At 41.2% G+C, this 17,213-nt stretch carries 21 protein-coding genes; 13 read left to right on the forward strand and 8 right to left on the reverse strand.

Translation table 11 applies throughout. The features are described from left to right. Nucleotides 1-21 precede the first annotated feature (21 nt). Entirely contained in the window at nt 22-1,251 is a 1,230-nt protein-coding gene (locus tag F0342_RS14570) for an aspartate kinase (protein WP_149156616.1), read from the forward strand. A gap of 201 nt (nt 1,252-1,452) precedes the next feature. On the opposite strand, the gene F0342_RS14575 is transcribed toward F0342_RS14570, so the two are convergent. Next, a complete protein-coding gene (locus F0342_RS14575) occupies nt 1,453-2,208 on the reverse strand; it encodes a sugar phosphate isomerase/epimerase family protein (protein ID WP_149156617.1) in 756 nt (251 codons plus the stop codon). A gap of 12 nt (nt 2,209-2,220) precedes the next feature. Beyond that, the gene (locus F0342_RS14580; protein WP_223145722.1) at nt 2,221-2,655 is read right to left on the reverse strand and encodes a MarR family winged helix-turn-helix transcriptional regulator; all 435 of its coding nucleotides are present in this window, start codon (nt 2,653-2,655) and stop codon (nt 2,221-2,223) included. Between the two features lie 172 nt (nt 2,656-2,827). Here F0342_RS14580 and F0342_RS14585 point away from each other — a divergent pair, with 172 nt between their 5' ends. The 3 genes from F0342_RS14585 to F0342_RS14595 all read left to right on the forward strand — a co-directional run bounded on the left by F0342_RS14585 (nt 2,828) and on the right by F0342_RS14595 (nt 5,450). Continuing rightward, the gene (locus F0342_RS14585) at nt 2,828-4,033 is read left to right on the forward strand and encodes an MFS transporter (RefSeq protein ID WP_149156618.1); all 1,206 of its coding nucleotides are present in this window, start codon (nt 2,828-2,830) and stop codon (nt 4,031-4,033) included. Between the two features lie 188 nt (nt 4,034-4,221). Continuing rightward, nucleotides 4,222-4,671, forward strand: coding sequence for a flavodoxin (locus F0342_RS14590; protein ID WP_149156698.1), 450 nt, complete (start codon nt 4,222-4,224; stop codon nt 4,669-4,671). Nucleotides 4,672-4,688: 17 nt separating this feature from the next. Further along, a complete protein-coding gene (locus tag F0342_RS14595) occupies nt 4,689-5,450 on the forward strand; it encodes a PD-(D/E)XK nuclease family protein (protein ID WP_149156619.1) in 762 nt (253 codons plus the stop codon). A gap of 42 nt (nt 5,451-5,492) precedes the next feature. On the opposite strand, the gene F0342_RS14600 is transcribed toward F0342_RS14595, so the two are convergent. Next, a complete protein-coding gene (locus F0342_RS14600) occupies nt 5,493-5,768 on the reverse strand; it encodes a hypothetical protein (RefSeq protein ID WP_149156620.1) in 276 nt (91 codons plus the stop codon). Between the two features lie 143 nt (nt 5,769-5,911). On the opposite strand from F0342_RS14600, the gene F0342_RS14605 reads away from it, so the two are divergent. Continuing rightward, on the forward strand, nt 5,912-6,067 hold the full coding sequence (locus tag F0342_RS14605) for a DUF1540 domain-containing protein (RefSeq protein ID WP_082051198.1): 156 nt from the start codon (nt 5,912-5,914) through the stop codon (nt 6,065-6,067). A gap of 99 nt (nt 6,068-6,166) precedes the next feature. Here the strand turns inward: F0342_RS14605 and F0342_RS14610 are convergent, their stop codons facing one another. Further along, nucleotides 6,167-7,369 (reverse strand): MFS transporter, encoded by a 1,203-nt coding sequence (locus tag F0342_RS14610; RefSeq protein ID WP_149156621.1) that lies wholly within the window; start codon nt 7,367-7,369, stop codon nt 6,167-6,169. Nucleotides 7,370-7,660: 291 nt separating this feature from the next. Between F0342_RS14610 and F0342_RS14615 the strand changes: the two genes are divergently transcribed. Continuing rightward, complete coding sequence (locus F0342_RS14615; RefSeq protein ID WP_149156622.1) at nt 7,661-8,728, forward strand: nuclease-related domain-containing protein; 1,068 nt, start codon at nt 7,661-7,663, stop codon at nt 8,726-8,728. Here the strand turns inward: F0342_RS14615 and F0342_RS14620 are convergent. Next, complete coding sequence (locus F0342_RS14620; protein ID WP_149156623.1) at nt 8,678-8,992, reverse strand: winged helix-turn-helix transcriptional regulator; 315 nt, start codon at nt 8,990-8,992, stop codon at nt 8,678-8,680. The genes F0342_RS14615 and F0342_RS14620 overlap by 51 nt on opposite strands. A 151-nt stretch (nt 8,993-9,143) precedes the next feature. Here F0342_RS14620 and F0342_RS14625 point away from each other — a divergent pair, with 151 nt between their 5' ends. Together F0342_RS14625 and F0342_RS14630 are read left to right on the forward strand one after the other, a co-directional pair. Further along, on the forward strand, nt 9,144-9,545 hold the full coding sequence (locus F0342_RS14625; RefSeq protein WP_149156624.1) for a DoxX family protein: 402 nt from the start codon (nt 9,144-9,146) through the stop codon (nt 9,543-9,545). A gap of 15 nt (nt 9,546-9,560) precedes the next feature. Next, on the forward strand, nt 9,561-10,409 hold the full coding sequence (locus F0342_RS14630; RefSeq protein WP_149156625.1) for a VOC family protein: 849 nt from the start codon (nt 9,561-9,563) through the stop codon (nt 10,407-10,409). A 120-nt stretch (nt 10,410-10,529) separates the two neighbouring features. Here the strand turns inward: F0342_RS14630 and F0342_RS14635 are convergent, their stop codons facing one another. The 3 genes from F0342_RS14635 to F0342_RS14645 all read right to left on the reverse strand — a co-directional run bounded on the left by F0342_RS14635 (nt 10,530) and on the right by F0342_RS14645 (nt 12,652). Next, nucleotides 10,530-10,784 carry a spore coat protein gene (locus tag F0342_RS14635; RefSeq protein WP_395940690.1) on the reverse strand — a complete coding sequence of 85 codons (255 nt, stop codon included), beginning with the start codon at nt 10,782-10,784 and terminating at the stop codon, nt 10,530-10,532. Nucleotides 10,785-10,968: 184 nt separating this feature from the next. After that, nucleotides 10,969-11,511: a DUF6944 family repetitive protein gene (locus F0342_RS14640; RefSeq protein WP_149156626.1), complete on the reverse strand. Its 543-nt coding sequence runs from the start codon at nt 11,509-11,511 to the stop codon at nt 10,969-10,971. 58 nt (nt 11,512-11,569) lie between these two features. After that, entirely contained in the window at nt 11,570-12,652 is a 1,083-nt protein-coding gene (locus F0342_RS14645) for an MBL fold metallo-hydrolase (RefSeq protein ID WP_149156627.1), read from the reverse strand. Nucleotides 12,653-12,815: 163 nt separating this feature from the next. On the opposite strand from F0342_RS14645, the gene F0342_RS14650 reads away from it, so the two are divergent. Genes F0342_RS14650 through F0342_RS14670 form a run of 5 tightly spaced genes read left to right on the forward strand, consistent with a single transcriptional unit; the run spans nt 12,816 to nt 16,916 of the window. Further along, entirely contained in the window at nt 12,816-13,334 is a 519-nt protein-coding gene (locus F0342_RS14650) for a DM13 domain-containing protein (protein ID WP_149156628.1), read from the forward strand. 13 nt (nt 13,335-13,347) lie between these two features. Further along, nucleotides 13,348-14,055, forward strand: a complete 708-nt coding sequence (locus F0342_RS14655; protein ID WP_149156629.1) for a response regulator transcription factor — start codon at nt 13,348-13,350, stop codon at nt 14,053-14,055. Then, nucleotides 14,045-15,094 (forward strand): HAMP domain-containing sensor histidine kinase, encoded by a 1,050-nt coding sequence (locus F0342_RS14660; protein ID WP_149156630.1) that lies wholly within the window; start codon nt 14,045-14,047, stop codon nt 15,092-15,094. The genes F0342_RS14655 and F0342_RS14660 overlap by 11 nt, the downstream gene beginning before the upstream one ends. Next, nucleotides 15,094-16,236, forward strand: a complete 1,143-nt coding sequence (gene msrA, locus F0342_RS14665) for a peptide-methionine (S)-S-oxide reductase MsrA (RefSeq protein WP_149156631.1) — start codon at nt 15,094-15,096, stop codon at nt 16,234-16,236. The genes F0342_RS14660 and msrA overlap by 1 nt, the downstream gene beginning before the upstream one ends. Next, complete coding sequence (locus F0342_RS14670; protein WP_149156632.1) at nt 16,233-16,916, forward strand: Crp/Fnr family transcriptional regulator; 684 nt, start codon at nt 16,233-16,235, stop codon at nt 16,914-16,916. Before msrA ends, F0342_RS14670 begins: the two co-directional genes overlap by 4 nt. Nucleotides 16,917-17,213 lie beyond the last annotated feature (297 nt).

Genomic DNA, 17,213 nt, shown 5'->3' on the forward strand with positions numbered 1-17,213 from the left:
AAATAGAAAGGCGGCTCACCTTTGAGTACAGTTGTTGTGCAGAAATTCGGTGGAACCTCTGTTGGTTCTACCGAGAGAATAAAACGAATGGCAGACAGAGTCATACAGGAGAAGGAAAAAGGTCATGACGTCGTTGTAGTCGTTTCTGCAATGGGGAAAACCACCGATACACTTGTAAAGTTAGTTAGTGACATCACAAGTGAACCAAGTAAGAGAGAGATGGATATGCTACTGTCAACAGGTGAACAAGTAACGATTTCCTTACTGACAATGGCTCTTCAACAACAAGGGGTGGAGGCCATTTCTTTCACAGGATGGCAGGCTGGCATCCGAACGGATTCCATCCTTGGAAATGCTCATATTCAATCCATTGATACAGGTCGCATTCTAAACGAATTGGAGAATGGTCAAGTGGTGGTGGTCGCAGGTTTCCAAGGAGTCACGGAGGGTGGGGACATTTCCACTTTGGGAAGAGGAGGATCCGATATCACGGCAGCTGCTCTTGCGTCCGCGTTAAAGGCAGATAGGTGTGACATCTATACGGATGTCGACGGAGTATACACCTCAGATCCAAGGTATGTTCCCAATGCTTCGAAAATCCCTTCCCTTTCCTATGAAGATATGCAGAATTTAGCCTCCATGGGAGCAGGTGTACTACATCCAAGGGCGGTTAAACACGCGAAAAAATATGGAATTCCTCTCTATATAAAATCCAGCTTTGAAAAGGGAAGGGGGACCATGATTCATGGAAAGGCAAAACAGACTGGATTCCCCCCTGTGATTGGTGTCACATTTGAAGTGGATATCAATCGATTAGAGGTCTTTGATTGTAAAAATATTGAGGGTTTCCAAGAAGCAATAATGTGTGAACTGGCCTCACATCACATTCAGGCCGATGTTTATAAACAAAGCTGTAGAGACTCATTATCCTTATTGGTCAAGGAACAAGAGCATCAAGAGGTATTAACGATTTTGGAAAGAGAGAAAGAGAATTGGAAGTACTCACGAATTGAACGAAAAGGAGGTCTATCTAAGGTCTCGGTAATCGGGCAAAATATTAAATCACAGCCGGCCATAAAAATGGAAATGTGCAAAGTTTTATTGGAAAATGCCGTGAGAGTGAAATTAGTAGGTGAATCTGCTATTAGCGTTACGGCAGTCGTTGAGAGAAGCCAGGTCCAGCTGGCGGCAGAACGTTTGCACACCGGGTTTGGATTGGATTATGAAGCCGTGATGATGGCTTCAGTGTGAATCAAAGGCACTTGTAACCACTATGTTAGGAGCCATGTACTGGTCAAATTAAAAGATGGAGTTCCTTCTTTATAATATTTTTAGTGAAAAAGGGGAAAAAATCGAGTTCATCAAAACCGATTTTTCCCTCTTTTTTCACGTGGATAAGATAAGATTCAACATCATTTCCTGGGAAAAGATGTTGAACCTTGTCAGTTGAGATCAGATTTTGTTATGTCGCAGGTATTCAAGACTCATCCTGACGCTGTCAAAGGGAGGAATCCTGGACTCGTCCTGTTCGACGATCCACCAGTCCACATCATTATGTACGCCATTGTCTAAGACAGAAACAATGTCCACACCACCCGCACCTAATTCAGCAAAAAATCGTTCTCCGTCCGTCGTCATATCTTTTAAATGAACCAGAGGGGTCCTTCCCTGGTAGCGTTTCAGCCAATCAACCGGACTTTCACCAGCATAGGTCAGCCAATAAATATCAAACTCCGCTTTGACCCAATGGGGATTGGTTTCAGAAAGAATCATGTCAAGTGCTGTTTTCCCGTTGGACAGTGTGGATAATTCGAATTCGTGATTGTGATAGCACAGGGTAATCCCTTCTTGTAAACACCTTTCACCAAATGAGTTAAGGTCATCGACTAATTGCACATAATGTTCCTCAGTTCTTTCTTCAGGTAGCAAATACGGACACACAATAAAGCTACTCCCAAGCTCGTGCTGATCGTGAATCACTTTGCTCACATCACTTCTTAGGTCCTTTAGCGGTATATGACTGGAAGCGACCCGCAGTTCCAACTGATCAAGTGTTTTTTTTAGCTCTTTAGCTGATAGCCCACCATATCCTGCCAGTTCTACCCCTTCATAGCCTATTTCGGCCACCTTTTGAAGTGTTCCTGTAAAGTCTTTTTCCAACTCATTTCGCAATGTATACATTTGCAGGGCAATCGGAATTTGTTTCATCTTCACTCACTCCTATCCTCTTGTCATGTTCTCATTGATTTTAGATAGAACGCTTTTATATACTTCTAATTCCTCCTCAGAAATTCCTTTAAGAAGGGTCTCTTCATATAATGCTTCTATAAATGGAGAAAGTTCATCCTTCGCTTTCATCCCTTTCTCAGTGATGAAAATAAGGAATGATCTTCTATCATCAAGGTTTCTCTGTTTGTAGATCAATTCCTTCCGTTCCAAAATGTCTAAGATCCTCGTTACGGTCGGCTGATCCTTTTCAGATTTAAAGGCCAGTTCTTTTTGACTGATTCCATCCTGCTCCGCTAATCGCTTCAACACAGTCCACTGCTCGGGTGTCACATCAAATTCCTTCAGATGAAATGTAAGGAATCGAACAATATTCTTTACAGTATGGCTTGTATACAAGCCAATGGATTCATCACGGGACATCGTCATTATTTTTCACCTACTACATTCAATTTCTTCTCCTTATCATACATGAAATTCAGAATGATTTGAGAGGTTCTATAAAAGTATTTCAATATAGTTGTTACAACAACTATATTTACAAATATACATGTTATAGATATAATTAGTATAGCAACTAATTGAGCGAAGGAGATTTTTTATGAGTCATTCCAACCAAACAACTATATGGACACGGCCATTTTTTATGGCATTAGTGAATAATTTTTTTATATTTTTAGTTTTCTATTCGTTGTTAACCGTCCTGCCACTTTATGTGATAGATGAACTTCACGGAACGGAAGGGGAAGCGGGTCTCGCTACAACGATTTTTTTACTTTCGGCCATCATTGTTAGGCCATTCTCGGGGAAAATCATTGAACTGTTGGGAAAGAAAAAGACGCTGATCATAAGTGTCATGCTTTTTGGGGTTTCATCATTCATTTACTTCTGGGTGAATGATTTTTATCTTTTAATGGGGCTTCGTTTTTTTCATGGAATTTGGTTTAGTATTGGTACGACGGTTTTAGTTACGATTGCCGCAGACATGATCCCTCCCCACCGGAAAGGGGAAGGGCTTGGTTATTTTGCCATGTCAATGAACGTGGCCGTGGTAGTCGGTCCGTTTATTTCGTTAGCACTTATTCAATGGATCCCTTATTCAACGTTGTTTATGGGTCTAGCCTTTGTCATCGTCATCGGATTCCTTTGTTCATTCGGTATTCAGGATTCGGAGGACAATGAGGTGGAAGCAAATATGTCGGGACGATTAACCTTTAAGGATTTAATAGAAGTTAAAGCGATTCCGATTTCCCTTGTAGGATTCTTAACATCATTTGCTTACTCCGGGATCATGTCGTTTATATCCGTCTATGCGAAGTCTGTCGGTCTATTCGAATCCGTCAGCTTATTCTTTGTCGTCTTTGCGGCCGCTATGCTGTTATCGCGACCTTATACAGGACGCTTATATGACAGGTCAGGACCGAATGCTGTCATCTATCCGTCACTCATTATTTTTGCCAGCGGTTTGATTCTTTTGAGTCTCACTCATTCCGTCCTTTTATTATTGGTTGCAGGAACGCTTATCGGACTTGGCTATGGTGCTTTACTTCCGAGTTTTCAAACCATTTCCATTATGGCTTCCCCTAAGAAGAGAACAGGGCATGCGACCGCTACGTTCTTTATCTTTTATGACCTTGGCATTGCCGTTGGATCGTTTGTATTGGGAGTCATTTCATCCCAGTTTGGCTTTTCTGCATTGTATATCATTTGCAGTGGAGTGATTTTCGTCACGATTGTGGTTTATAAAGTAATAACCAACCGTGTAAATGATGATGAAATTCAGAAGGCGAGGGTATTAGAATTGTAGATGAATGGGGAATAAGGCATCTCTCATTAGAGGGATGCCTTTTTTTATGTGGTCTAATTGAGAATAATTTTCAATTAATTATTGACAAATAGCAGGAAAGTTTGTATGGTTTACTTATAGTGATAATGATAATTATTATCAATTAGGTATAAGCGTATTGGAGGTTTATCATGACCAATAAAATTGTAATGATCTATGCAAGCATGAGTGGAAATACAGAAGAAATGGCGACGGCTATCGAAACAGGTGTGAAGGAAGCCGGAGCTGAAATCGATGTAATTGATATAAATGACTGTCCGAATGTTCACGTCCTTGAGGAATATGGCGGAATCCTGTTAGGTGCGTATACCTGGGGGGATGGAGAACTTCCTTATGATTTTGAGGACTTTTACGATGATATGGATGACGTGGATTTAACGTCAAAGGTTGCCGCAAGCTTCGGTTCCTGTGACTCATTTTATCCTAAGTACGGGGCAGCTGTGGATTTATTAAATGAGAAATTGCAAGAAAGAGGAGCCCGATTGATTCAAGATGGTTTGAAAGTGGAATTAACCCCAGAGGATGAAGACGTGGAGGCGTGCAAAGAATTTGGGCGTACATTTGCTAGTGAGCTCTTGTTTAGTAAACATGAGGACTAGAGAAAGGAGAGGCACTCGTGAACTATTCGCTTTCGATTAAAACATTATCGGATATACATCTAAAAGAATTCATCAATTGTCCCCACAAGTTTTACTATCACTACATCCAGCGTGAAGAAGCAAGAAAAGTTGAATGGAAAAAAGTTATGCAGTTCATTGTGAACCAAGTGGTGAAGGACGTCTTTATGCTTCCCGTCAAAATGAGGACGCCCATCAAAGCACTTGAAATCATCGAGAAGCACCTTTCCTCTATTAAAACAAACATCTTTGATTCGAAGATTGATTATTACTTAGTGGTGGCGAAAGTGACGGATTACTTAATGCAGGACTTAACGCAGAACTATGGGACATTACCACCTCTGTTTATAAATGAAAAGTTTCGACAATACTTTGAAGAGCTTGAAACTCACTTATCCCTCACGATAGAAGTGGCAGAATGGGAACAAGAATCGTTCACAGTCACCAAGTATCTTGTCGATACAAATCACGAAATGATTACCTTGTATTATTATTTGACGGTGGTTTTCTGTGAAAGATCATTTGGAAGACTTCCTTCGTCGATAAGAATCGTTTCCTTGTTAAATGGAGAAGAATTTGTCCATTCCCCGTCACCGACAGAAATGAAAAAAGGTTTGCATTACATAGAGAAATTAAAAGATATGTTGTCTGCACCACTATCATCCAGTACCAAACCGAACGGGGAAGTATGTTTGAGCTGTCCTTTTGTGGAGGTTTGTGCAAATAATGAGATAGAGTTTCTTTTTCAAAAAAAGCATTAAACAGAAGAAGAGGACTTACCATATTTCGGTAAGTCCTCTTTTTCATTCAATTAAAGCGGATGCTGATTGTTTATCAAAATTTATTCGGGAAACTTTTTTCTCATTTTTAAACAATATATAATGGGCGGTGGCAATTTTTTCTTCAACATAATCAATAGAGAAAGTCCCTGATGGATCTGTAAGACTCCCAATTGCACGGGATAAATGATCGATCACATGCTTTAAATGTTCTGTCCTCTTCAATTCATTATCAGAATTCATTTGATCCATGATTTCAAATGCAAGATTTTGAACATGATACAGACGCCTTTGCTCCATACTGAAGATTCTCCCTTCTTATCAAACATATCTCTTTGATTATATGGTGAAAGCTTCAGATATATGATGATTTATCTCCATAAATCAGGTATGAAACAGGGTGGAAAAGTACACTCTAAAGATAATAAGGGAGGTGTTTGAAAATGGCACAAGACGTATTATGTGAAGTAAGCAACTGCAAATACAACCGTGAAGGAAAGAAGTGCTCTGCAGACCAGATTTTCGTAGTCAGTCATAAAGGAAACAAAGCTCACAACAGTGAAGAAACAGATTGTAAAACATTCGATCCAGGTATGTAATGGAAGAGAAGGCAACCATAGGCGTGGTTGTCTTCTTTTTATATAGTATTGATAATAATTCTCATTCTTATACAAAAAAAGCTCACAAAAGTGAGCTGATCAACTTGCCTGTTCCGAAAATGTGGTCGTTTTGAGTTGCCGGTATCTTGAATAGAACAGTCCCGTCATCAAAAGGGACAGTAATCCGAATAAAACCGTCATCATTTGGAGTCCAACGAGATCCAGCAGCAATCCTGTGAGAAGGAGCACAACCTGGAAAATCAGTCTGTCTAGCATATTACGGAACGAGAAGAAACGGCCGTGAAATTCTTTCGGTATTCTAGTCTGAAAAATCGTGGCAGCAGTCGGGAAGAAACATCCCACTGCAAATCCAAACACTGTAAACGCAAGCACTGACATAATCGGACTGGTTGCAAAATAAAGAATCATTTGCGCAATCCCGATGATAAAGCTAAAAAAGAATAATATTTTATAGGGTGACGTTTTTTCACCCATTTTCTTAACGGCAAAAGCACCTGTCATAAAGGCAATCCCTTCGGCAGTATAGATCCAACCTTTAATCGCTGAACTATCCTGAAGCTCGCTGATATTGATGACCATTAAGTTGAACCCGCCGATAAACAAGAGAGGAATCAACGTCATCACAAGAGTCATAAATACGATCGGAAGCCCTTTGATAACAGGAAAGACTTCTTTAAATCTTGCCCCTTGTGGTTTTTCACCTTGTTGAGAGGTGTTCGCCGTTTCTTCAATTGATAAGAACCAGGTCATCACAAATAGTGCCAGATACGCTACTAATGAGAGAACGTATACCAATGTTAAAGATATGATCACCAATAGGACGCCTGCTAACGCTGTCCCAAGGATCCTTGAGAGCGTGGCAACATTCATATGAACCCCATTCATTTGCAGTAAATCCTTCTCTTTCACCACCATCGGAATGGCAGCTTGCAGAGCAGGAAAATAGAAAGCAGCAGAGATTTGAATGCTCACTAAGAATAATACCATCCATAACACCGAGCCGGTATCAATCGCAATCAACATGAAAATAACACTTAATGCCCTTGTGAAGCCTGAGATGAGCATCACCGTTTTTTTATTTGCCTGATCCGTTATTCTGCCGGCTAAAGGTCCAACAGCAAGCCCGGCGAGTAGCCCGGAAGCGAGAATCACCGATTTTAGAAAATCGGAAGGCACCTTTTCCTGCATGAACTCCAGATTACCGATGATCCCTAACCACAATCCGAGACCAGCTATAAATTCACCAATCAATAATATCCATACATTTTTATTTTTCCACATATAGGTCCGTCCCTCGCAGTCGAATTATTTCGCTTCTCTAAATATACTATGGCGGGAGGGGAATGGGAATGATTTTTTTGGTGGGGAGTGATGTAGTTATCTGGAAGAAAAGGCAGTTCGCTGATAAAATTGAGATTTCGCTGATATAACTCGAATTTCGCTGATATATCGGAAATTTCGCTGATAAAAGTAAAATTCCGCTGATAAAAATAATATCCCATCATCTAGAAGCAGGATTTTCTGTAGTCCGAGGAGAATACACGTAATATAAATCCCGATTGGAGTGATAAAATGATCGAAAAAGAACGAATCATCCCTCGAATTATCCTCATTTTGCAAGCTTTACTCCGCCGACTTCCCCTCAACCATCCAAAACTGCACATGATATCCGAGGAACTTGGTAAGAGAATGGCTGGATTCAAAGGAGAGACAGCTCTTGATTACACTTTGAGTTTTTTAGACTCCAAAAAATACTACATTCTCCACGATCTCAGAATCCCCCACAAAGACAGCTTTTTTCAAATAGACACCCTACTCATCTCAACTAAATTCATCCTCAATATTGAAGTTAAATACCTTGCTGGCACTGCTTATTTCGACCCAATCTTCAATCAACTTATTCAAACAAAAGATGGTATTGAATCAGCTTTACCGGACCCTACGATTCAAATCAAAAGACAGGAAAGCCAGCTATTGAAATGGTTAAAAAAGAACGGACTCCCCGCCATCCCCATATACTCTTGCATAGTCATGAGCAACGATCGTACAATCATAAAAACCGCTCCAGCTAACAAAAACCTTAATAAAATCGTCATTCATCGCCATTCTCTATTGGACAAGGTGAAATATATTGAGGATTCTATTCGACAAGAGAACGTCACTCCTAAAGATGCGAAAAAATTAATTCGTACATTAAAAAGACAACATAAAGAACCTAATCCCCCTGTCTTAGAGCGATATAACATTACAGAAGGAGAACTGTTAAAAGGGGTCATATGTGAAGTTTGCAATCATCGGCCGTTAGTGAGAAAACATGGGAAATGGTTGTGTATGAAATGTAATAGTGAAAATATTAATGCTCACATCCAAGCCTTTAAGGACTATGAACTTTTGATCGGACCTACCATAAGTAATGCGGAACTAAGAAAATTTTTAAAAATCAATTCCTCTCATGTAGCAAAAAGACTCCTCCAATCCCTAAACTTCCCCACAACCGGCACCAAAAAAGGAACACAATACATCCTATCATTCAATGAAGATCAATCCAAAAAAGCGAAACAAAAAACCCGCCAACAATCTGACGGACTTTCATTCCTTCTCAATCCACTCCTGGGACCACTTCTCTATATCTTTCATTAAAGGCTCTAAAGAATACCCTTTCTTAGTTAGTGAATATTCAATACGCACGGGTGTTTCCGGGTAGACGTCTCGCTGTACGATGCCTTCTTCTTCAAGGTCCTTCAGACGCTCTGAAAGAAGTCTGCCACTGATGCCGATTGAGTCTTTGATGGTGCAGTTTCGTTGTGGACCGGTAAGCAATTGATAAATGATGAGTGCTGTCCATCGTTGACTTAAGATGCCGATGGCTTTCTCGAACCTTGGACAAATTTCTGACTGATTCATTCTGTCAATGCCTCCTTCTTTGTCAATAGTATACCACATCATCACCATATTAGTAATTTAATTACTTGACGAAATTAAGTTATTAAAATATTATAAGTTACATAAAGTAACCAACTTTAATAAAATAACATAAAGAAAGGAAGCATATACAATGCTACAAAATCATTTAATAGGAGCACTCATTTTAAGAATATTTTTAGGAATGACCTTCTTCATTCACGGTTTGACTAAGTTCCAGGGGGGGATCGAAAATACGGTCGGTTTCTTTCAAAGCTTAGGACTGCCAGGGTTTGCGGCTTATGTAGTTGCCATCATTGAACTGGTCGGTGGATTGGGCATGATTTTAGGGATTGGTACTCGTGTCGTGGCTGGATTATTTGCGTTAATCATGTTGGGAGCAATCGTAAAAGTGAAATTAGCTGCAGGTTTCTTAGGGAATGGACAGATGACCGGGTACGAAATTGATTTGGCACTGCTTGCGATCTCTTTATATTTTGTCGTGGCTAAGGAATCATCGTTCTCATTAGATCAGAAGTTTTCACAGCTAAAATGAAACGGAGGAATAAAGATGAATTATCATACAGAACCACATACATTCGTTGGGGAAGTAAATATAAAAGTTGAAAACTTAGAGCGCTCTATTTCCTTTTACCAAGAAGTAATCGGATTTAAAGTACTGGAACGAACAGAGAGTAGAGCGACTCTGACGACAGATGGTATCCACCCATTACTATCTCTGGAACAACCGGAAAGTGTTACACCTAAGCAGCCCAGAACGACAGGATTATACCATTTTGCCCTGTTGTTGCCGAATAGAACAGATCTGGGAAATATATTAGAACATCTAATAAAGCTAAATATTCAACTGGGATCTTCTGATCACCTGGTCAGTGAAGCTCTGTATTTATCTGATCCGGATGGAAATGGAATCGAGATCTACAGGGACCGTCCTTCATCGGAATGGACATGGAATGGCAATCAGGTAAAGATGACCGTTGATCCAATAGACGCAAGGGGGATATTGGATGAGGCAATGGGACAACCGTGGGAAGGACTTCCTGCCGATACGGTCATGGGACATATCCATCTGCATGTTTCTGATTTGAGATCAACAGAGGTATTCTACGGGGAGGGACTTGGCTTCGATGTAGTCAGTCGATTCGGGAGTCAGGCACTATTCATTTCAACAGGTGGATATCATCATCATATTGGACTGAACACCTGGAACGGGGTAGGAGCTCCGAGACCAGCTGAAAACAGTGTGGGCTTAAACTGGTTCACCCTACACTTTCCAACCGAAGAAAAACGCACCGCCATCATCCGAAAGCTTGAAATCATTGGAGCATCCATTCAGGAACAAAACGGAAAAATTTTAACCGAAGACCCATCAGGCAACCGAATCTATTTAAGCGTGTAAGAGAAGAGGGACGGACCTCACATTGAGGTCCGTCCCTCTTGATGGATGAATCTAAGGAATACCTTAAAAGGGAGCCTAAGCGCACTGAATGTGGCGCTGGCTCTTTTTTGTATGATTTTATTAATAATAATAAGGGTAAGGAGGATAACCATAGTAAGGTGGAGGATATCCGTATCCATATGAGTATGGACTCAATAATGCAGCTCCAAGCAGTCCACCGGCGAGGCCACCTAAAAACGGGTTGAATCCAAATCCAAACGGTCGTCTTCCAAACCCACCAAAGCCAGGTCTGCCAAATCCCACTCGTCCGATCGGGCGTCGTACATCATGATAATTGACAAATGTTTCATTGCTTACAGTGTGAAAATCATTCAAAACATAAACCTCCTCTCTATCTAGGTTATGAATATTCACCCCGATTCGAAATGGACTGGGCATTAACCCATCTAGAGAGATTTTGTGAAAATAGGCTTATGACAATTCTTTGATTTTTAATATGAACAGCAGCTACTAACCTTGGTTGCTTCACATTCATACATGTCGAGTATGTAAAACAACTTCAGGAGGAAGATTCCTTCGTTTGAACCAATGCAGAAATGACTGAACCGATTGCCTGGATCCAGCTTCCCACCACATTGATATTCCCGCTGTCCCTTTCATTTAACTCAAGGATATCTGAGATGGCCTGTAGGGAGTTACCGATAATCTGAAGGAGATTGCCGTAAATCGAATAAAGCTCTTCTAATGTATGTTCTTCATTAAATGAATCGGCCAGGGCTGCTCCTCCACCCAATGCCTGGAGAAGATTTCCTTTAATATTCAACTCTTGCTTTGTTATGTCATTAAACTTAATCAGTATGCCGGCTATAACAGTGACGTTTCCGATCGCTTGAATTTCATTTCCTGCTTTCGTCAGGGTGAAATCATCAATTGCATCTGCCGCTAATGCATTTCCCGTTGCTTGCAGTTCATTTCCTACGAGATTGAACGACTGTAGAGTATCTTCTGGAATGCTTTTTATAGGGGTACTGCCAATAGCGGCAAGGACTGTTCCGATTGCCGCAACCCATGCTCCGAACGTGAGTTTTTGTTCATTGCTCATAGTATAATCGCCTACTTTAAAGTTCTTAGATATTGTATACAACTAGGCGATGGTTGGTTCATTCCCACCATATTGAAGAGGGGTAGGAATCACCTTCTACTGGAAAAGTTTCTCCGATTCGTGGGGTAACAACATGAACCCCTTGTTCTGCGCCGCTTTTCGTCACTCTCATAATGGGATCAGTCCATTCATGAAAAGATAATGTGAAAGCACCCCAATGAATGGGCAGAAGCCACTTCCCCTTCACATCAAGATGGGCTTGTACAGTCTCTTCCGGGCACATATGTATCGGTGCCCATCTGGGATCATATTGACCACATTCCATCAGGGACAAATCGAATGGTCCATAAACACTGCCGATTTCTTTGAAATGCGGGCCGTATCCACTATCCCCGCTAAAAAAGAGTCTGGAAGAGTTCCCGATGATACACCATGAACACCATAAGGTGGCATTACGATCATGTAAGCTTCTGCCGGAAAAATGTCGTGCGGGGGTACAAGCCAGAGTAAGTCCACTCCACTCAACCTCTTCCCACCAATCAAGCTCTACAATGTGATCAGAATGGATTCCCCATCTCTCAAGGTGACTCCCTACCCCGATGGGAACGAAAAACTGCTTCACTTTGCCTCGAAGCTTTTGAATCGTGCCATAATCCAGATGATCGTAATGATCATGCGAAAAGATCACAGCATCAATAGATGGGAGATCATCCATTTGAAAAGGAAGATCTTTGCTATACCGCTTTCCGCCAATCCAAGGAAACGGGGATGGAGCTCGACCAAACATGGGATCAAGAAGTAGTCTATTCCCATCAATCTCAATAATCGATGCTGAGTGACCAAACCAGGTTACATTCGTAACGGAATGAGGATGTTCAAAGGAGGGAAATCCGACTCTTGGAATATCGGTATCAGGTTTACGGTTGGCATTTCTTTTCATAAGATCCCGAATCATTGTAAGAGACGTGGAAAAACTGGTATCCATAGAAGTTGGGATGGGATTTTTAAATGAGCCTTTTGAATGCTGTGGAGATGACCGTACACGTTCAAGAGAAGGCTTCTCACCAAATGCAGGATAAAACCGGATAACCAGGAAGGCAATCACGATCATAGCGGTAAGCAAAAATATAGATATTAGCATGGATTCTGCTCCTTTTCATTCGATATCTTTTACTATCTCAGATATGCTTTCGACTGTCCAAAATGAAGGCTGTGTCACATTTAAGAATTATTTAAGATTTCCGTTAAGAATCCATAAGGTTTGTTTATTAAACTATCGTTAATCATAGTGAGAGGATGATCAAATGAAAAGATGGATGATTGGAATAGCTGTAGTAGGAGCTTTGGGAGTAGGATGGTGGCTGATTTCTCCGTTATTTTTAGATAAGGTGGTAAACGAAGCGCCTGTTTCATCGCCTTCTGGCTCAAATATGAAAGAACAAGAAGAGAATACTATGAAAGAAACGGATTCATCTTCGCCAGAAGAAATAACAAACGATACAATAAAAGTAAATGAATTAGTCGGGACCTTTCATGGAGCAGATGAAAATCACGATGCAAAAGGAAAAGTGAGTATATCAGAAAAAAATATCCGTTTGGAAAATTTTGAAGTGACCAATGGACCCGATCTTTACGTTTACTTAGTGGAAGCAGGTAAGGAAACAAAAGAAGGGATTTCACTGGGGGAATTAAAGGGGAACATCGGCAATCAAAATTATGAGATTCCAGGAGGTCATTCTGTATCATCAGGAATGGAAATTGTGATTTGGTGTAAACAATTTAATGTGGATTTCGGTCGTGCTGAGTTAGGTAAGGCAATATAAAGGAGAGTAAACCATGGCAAACAAAGTGCTGTTAGTAGATGATGAAGAAAATATTGTGGATGTATGCTCACGGTATCTCATGAGGGAGGGGTATGAAGTGAGTACTGCCTCAAACGGATATGAGGCAATCGAACGATACAATACGTTCCAACCGGACATCGTGATCCTGGATATTATGATGCCTCAAATGGATGGGTGGCAGGCAGCTGAAAAGATAAGGGAAGACAGCGACACACCCATCATCATGCTGACAGCACTGGGGCAGGAGAAGGATAGGATCTATGGGCTGACGATCGGTGCGGATGATTATGTGACAAAACCTTTCAGTCCCCGGGAATTATTGCTCCGGGTCAAAAATGTATTAAGAAGGACCTGCTCAGCTTCAAAACGGGAAAAGCAAAGGGAGGTTCTTAAGTGGAAAGGCTTGCTCATTGATAGGGATAAGCGAAAAGTAGTCGTGTCAGGGAAAGAAATCGAGATGACCGTGAAAGAATTTGATCTATTAACCCTGTTAGCAGAGCATCCTTCACAGGTGTTCTCTAAATCCCAGCTGCTCGAAACATTATGGGGATATGAATATTTAGGTGATGCCAACACAATCAATGTTCATATTCGCAGGTTAAGAGAAAAAATAGAAACCAATCCTTCTGAGCCCCAATGGATAAAAACCGTGTGGGGAATAGGTTATAAGTTTGAGGGGCAGCAGCGTTATGAAAATTAGAACCCTCCTTATTTTAGCCAACACGATTTCGCTCTCCGTAATCTTAGTATTTCTCACAATCTCGTATGTTCAGATGTTTATCTCAACCAATATCATCATCCTGCTTTCCCTTATTACGCTTGGAGCGGGGATCCTATCCTTTGCCGTGAATTTGATGATCACATCGCCTTTGTTGAAATCTGTCAAGCAGATGAGCAATGAAGCAGAGCGGATGGCTATGGGTGACTTTAATGTGAAGGTGACAGAGGCAGGACCCCAGGAAATTAAAAAGCTTGCTGCTAACTTTAATCATATGTCCACTAAAATAGAAGAAATGTTCGACGAATTAAGGGAATCAGAGAAGTTCAAGAGTGAACTGATCGCTAATGTTTCCCATGACCTCAGAACACCTTTATCATCGATCCATTCTTTTGTTGCCGCTCTGAACGATGACATTATTGAAGATCCTGAAGCACGGAAGAGATATTACGAGACCATTCTGTCAGAAACCGAAAAACTGGGTCTATTAATTGAAGAAGTACTGGAGTTTTCACAGTTGGAAAACAGGAAACTGTCATGGAATCCGCATCCGACACCAATCGATAAACTCCTGGTCGAAACCATTCAGCAGTTCGAAAGGGTTTTACAAGAGAAGCAAGTTGAAGTGAAAGTGCAGTACGATGAAGATTTACCTCTGGTTCCTTTAATGCCTGTTCAAATCAAAAGAGTGATGACGAACTTTATACAAAATGCCCTATCCTTTTCTCCTGATCAGACGTCACTTGCAATTAAAGCAGGAAAGGATGGAGAGACGATGAACTTTTCAGTTACAGACGAAGGAAAGGGGGTTCCCCTTGAAGAACAGGCATCGATCTTTCAGCGTTTCTATCGGGTAGAGAAGTCCCGTAACAAAGCAGGAGGAGGGTCTGGCTTGGGGCTGTCCATAAGCAAAGAAATTGTTGAACTTCATGGTGGAGAGATCGGAGTCGAAAGTGATGGTGAGTCGGGCAGCACCTTTTGGTTCCGATTGCCTTTAGAAATGAGAAAGGAGGAGAGATGATGAAAAAAGTGATGATTGGAATCGGTCTGTTGCTGGTAGTGAGTCTGGCGGCTTTTTTCGGACCTAAACTGTATGCAAGCATTACCCAGAAGTCTTTGGGAAGTGAGCCGGTAAAGACAGATATAGTGGATGAAGAACATGCGGTTGCGACTTTTGCAGGAGGATGCTTCTGGTGCATGGAACCTCCTTTTGAAAAATTGGATGGTGTGTATTCCGTCATTTCCGGATACACAGGTGGCGAGGAAAAGAATCCAACCTATGATGAAGTTTCCACGAAACAGACGGGTCATGTGGAAGCCGTTCAAATTGAATATAATCCCAAAGTGATCACATATGAGCAACTATTAAAGATTTTCTGGAGACAAATCGATCCTACTGATAATGGTGGTCAATTCGTCGACCGGGGTCCTCAATACGTGAGTGGTATCTTCTATCATAATGAAAATCAGGAGAAAGTAGCACAACAATCAAAACAGGAGTTAGCAGACTCAGGGCGTTTTGAAGAAGAGATCGTCACAGAGATACAGCCTGCTACCACCTTTTATAAAGCGGAAGAATACCATCAGGATTATTATAAGAAGAATGAATTAAGCTATAAGTTTTACCGAAACAACTCAGGGAGGGATGACTTCCTTGATGAAGCTTGGGGAGAGGACCTGAACATCAAGCTGGATACGAAGCCTCTTTATCCTTCCTTCACAGGCGAAGAACTAAAAGAAAAGCTTACGGATATCCAGTATAAGGTAACCCAGGAAGACGGGACAGAGAAAGCATTTGATAATGAATATTGGGACAACAAAGAAGAAGGGATCTATGTGGATATCGTTTCAGGGGAGCCTCTCTTCAGCTCTAAAGATCAATATAAAAGCGGAACCGGGTGGCCCAGTTTCACGAAGCCCCTAGCAGAAGAAAACATTGTGGAAGTCGAAGATCGCACACTATTTATGGTTCAAACAGAGGTAAGGAGTAAATACGCAGACTCCCACCTGGGGCATGTGTTTGATGATGGTCCTGAGCCAACAGGTTTAAGATATTGCATGAACTCAGCAGCCCTTCGATTTGTCCCGAAAGATGAGTTAGAAGATCAAGGCTACGGAGAGTTCGTTTCTCATTTCGAAAAAGTGGAGGGGGAGTCGTCATGAATGGCGCAACTTCATTACGATCTGCTTCAGCCATGAGTGATCTTCCAGGAAGGCTCGCAAACTACTCAAAAAAAGAAGTAATCTTTCAACCTTTTTCACTTAGTCAAAATCTGTACAGGATTCAATCCGGGAAAATAAAGCTATATAAGCATGGTGAGGATGGACGCAAAACCATCCTCACCATGCTGGGTGAGGGAGATTTCTTCAGTAACATAGCGCGTTTCAGCTTAGACGACGAGGGAGTTTATGCAGAAGCTATCGATGAAACGATCTTAAGGATCATTTCTCTTAAACAACTGGATAGCTTAAGTGTATCGCAACCTGCTTTTCTTTCAGAGCTCTTCTATACCCTCAATCAACATATGAAACAACGAAACATGTTCCTCGAACGCATCATGTACGCACCTGTTAAAAAACGAATTCTTTACCTCATGTCATTTCTTATGAAGAACTTTGGAGAAAAGCAAGGGAGATTCATGAAATTAACGGTCCCCCTTACCCACCAGGACATCGCAAGCTTCATTGGCTCTACAAGAGAAACTGTGACCAGCCTCACAAAAGAACTGATAACAGAAGGACACATCCAAAAAAAAGATAAGCACTATCTTGTGATGGGAGGAGGCTGGGACAAAACTAAAAAACCACCAAATAAAGACGAACATTTCAGTGTAGGCACTTAATACTGCTAATGATTTCCGTGCAAGACTACGCTTTCCGCGGGGTCTCACATAAGCTACTCTTCCCGCAGGAGTCTTCGTCTTGCACTCCAATCAACCGCTAGAAAGAGCTACATCTAAATGTCCATTTGAACAAATTAAAAACCCGAACTAATTTGCCACTTAGAATGCAAATTAGTTCGGGTTTTAGTTAGGCTAAAACACTTTTGTCCCAGCCTCCTTATATTCACCTGTCTAATTTAAAGATGTCTGCGTCTTGATTTGGACGGTTTAAGGTGAGACCAAGGAGGATGTTAGATC

The organism is Bacillus sp. CH30_1T, from assembly GCF_008364765.1.
In the GTDB taxonomy this organism is placed as follows: Bacteria; Bacillota; Bacilli; order Bacillales; family Bacillaceae_B; genus Rossellomorea.

What these genes read in the sequence shown, in the direction of transcription:
- F0342_RS14575 (WP_149156617.1), bottom strand. Translation starts at nt 2,208, where the DNA reads ATGAAACAAATTCCGATTGCCCTGCAAATGTATACATTGCGAAATGAG.
- F0342_RS14580 (WP_223145722.1), bottom strand. Translation starts at nt 2,655, where the DNA reads ATGACGATGTCCCGTGATGAATCCATTGGCTTGTATACAAGCCATACT.
- F0342_RS14585 (WP_149156618.1), top strand. Translation starts at nt 2,828, where the DNA reads ATGAGTCATTCCAACCAAACAACTATATGGACACGGCCATTTTTTATG.
- F0342_RS14590 (WP_149156698.1), top strand. Translation starts at nt 4,222, where the DNA reads ATGATCTATGCAAGCATGAGTGGAAATACAGAAGAAATGGCGACGGCT.
- F0342_RS14600 (WP_149156620.1), bottom strand. Translation starts at nt 5,768, where the DNA reads ATGGAGCAAAGGCGTCTGTATCATGTTCAAAATCTTGCATTTGAAATC.
- F0342_RS14605 (WP_082051198.1), top strand. Translation starts at nt 5,912, where the DNA reads ATGGCACAAGACGTATTATGTGAAGTAAGCAACTGCAAATACAACCGT.
- F0342_RS14610 (WP_149156621.1), bottom strand. Translation starts at nt 7,369, where the DNA reads ATGTGGAAAAATAAAAATGTATGGATATTATTGATTGGTGAATTTATA.
- F0342_RS14615 (WP_149156622.1), top strand. Translation starts at nt 7,661, where the DNA reads ATGATCGAAAAAGAACGAATCATCCCTCGAATTATCCTCATTTTGCAA.
- F0342_RS14620 (WP_149156623.1), bottom strand. Translation starts at nt 8,992, where the DNA reads ATGAATCAGTCAGAAATTTGTCCAAGGTTCGAGAAAGCCATCGGCATC.
- F0342_RS14625 (WP_149156624.1), top strand. Translation starts at nt 9,144, where the DNA reads ATGCTACAAAATCATTTAATAGGAGCACTCATTTTAAGAATATTTTTA.
- F0342_RS14630 (WP_149156625.1), top strand. Translation starts at nt 9,561, where the DNA reads ATGAATTATCATACAGAACCACATACATTCGTTGGGGAAGTAAATATA.
- F0342_RS14640 (WP_149156626.1), bottom strand. Translation starts at nt 11,511, where the DNA reads ATGAGCAATGAACAAAAACTCACGTTCGGAGCATGGGTTGCGGCAATC.
- F0342_RS14645 (WP_149156627.1), bottom strand. Translation starts at nt 12,652, where the DNA reads ATGCTAATATCTATATTTTTGCTTACCGCTATGATCGTGATTGCCTTC.
- F0342_RS14650 (WP_149156628.1), top strand. Translation starts at nt 12,816, where the DNA reads ATGAAAAGATGGATGATTGGAATAGCTGTAGTAGGAGCTTTGGGAGTA.
- F0342_RS14655 (WP_149156629.1), top strand. Translation starts at nt 13,348, where the DNA reads ATGGCAAACAAAGTGCTGTTAGTAGATGATGAAGAAAATATTGTGGAT.
- F0342_RS14660 (WP_149156630.1), top strand. Translation starts at nt 14,045, where the DNA reads ATGAAAATTAGAACCCTCCTTATTTTAGCCAACACGATTTCGCTCTCC.
- msrA (WP_149156631.1), top strand. Translation starts at nt 15,094, where the DNA reads ATGAAAAAAGTGATGATTGGAATCGGTCTGTTGCTGGTAGTGAGTCTG.
- F0342_RS14670 (WP_149156632.1), top strand. Translation starts at nt 16,233, where the DNA reads ATGAATGGCGCAACTTCATTACGATCTGCTTCAGCCATGAGTGATCTT.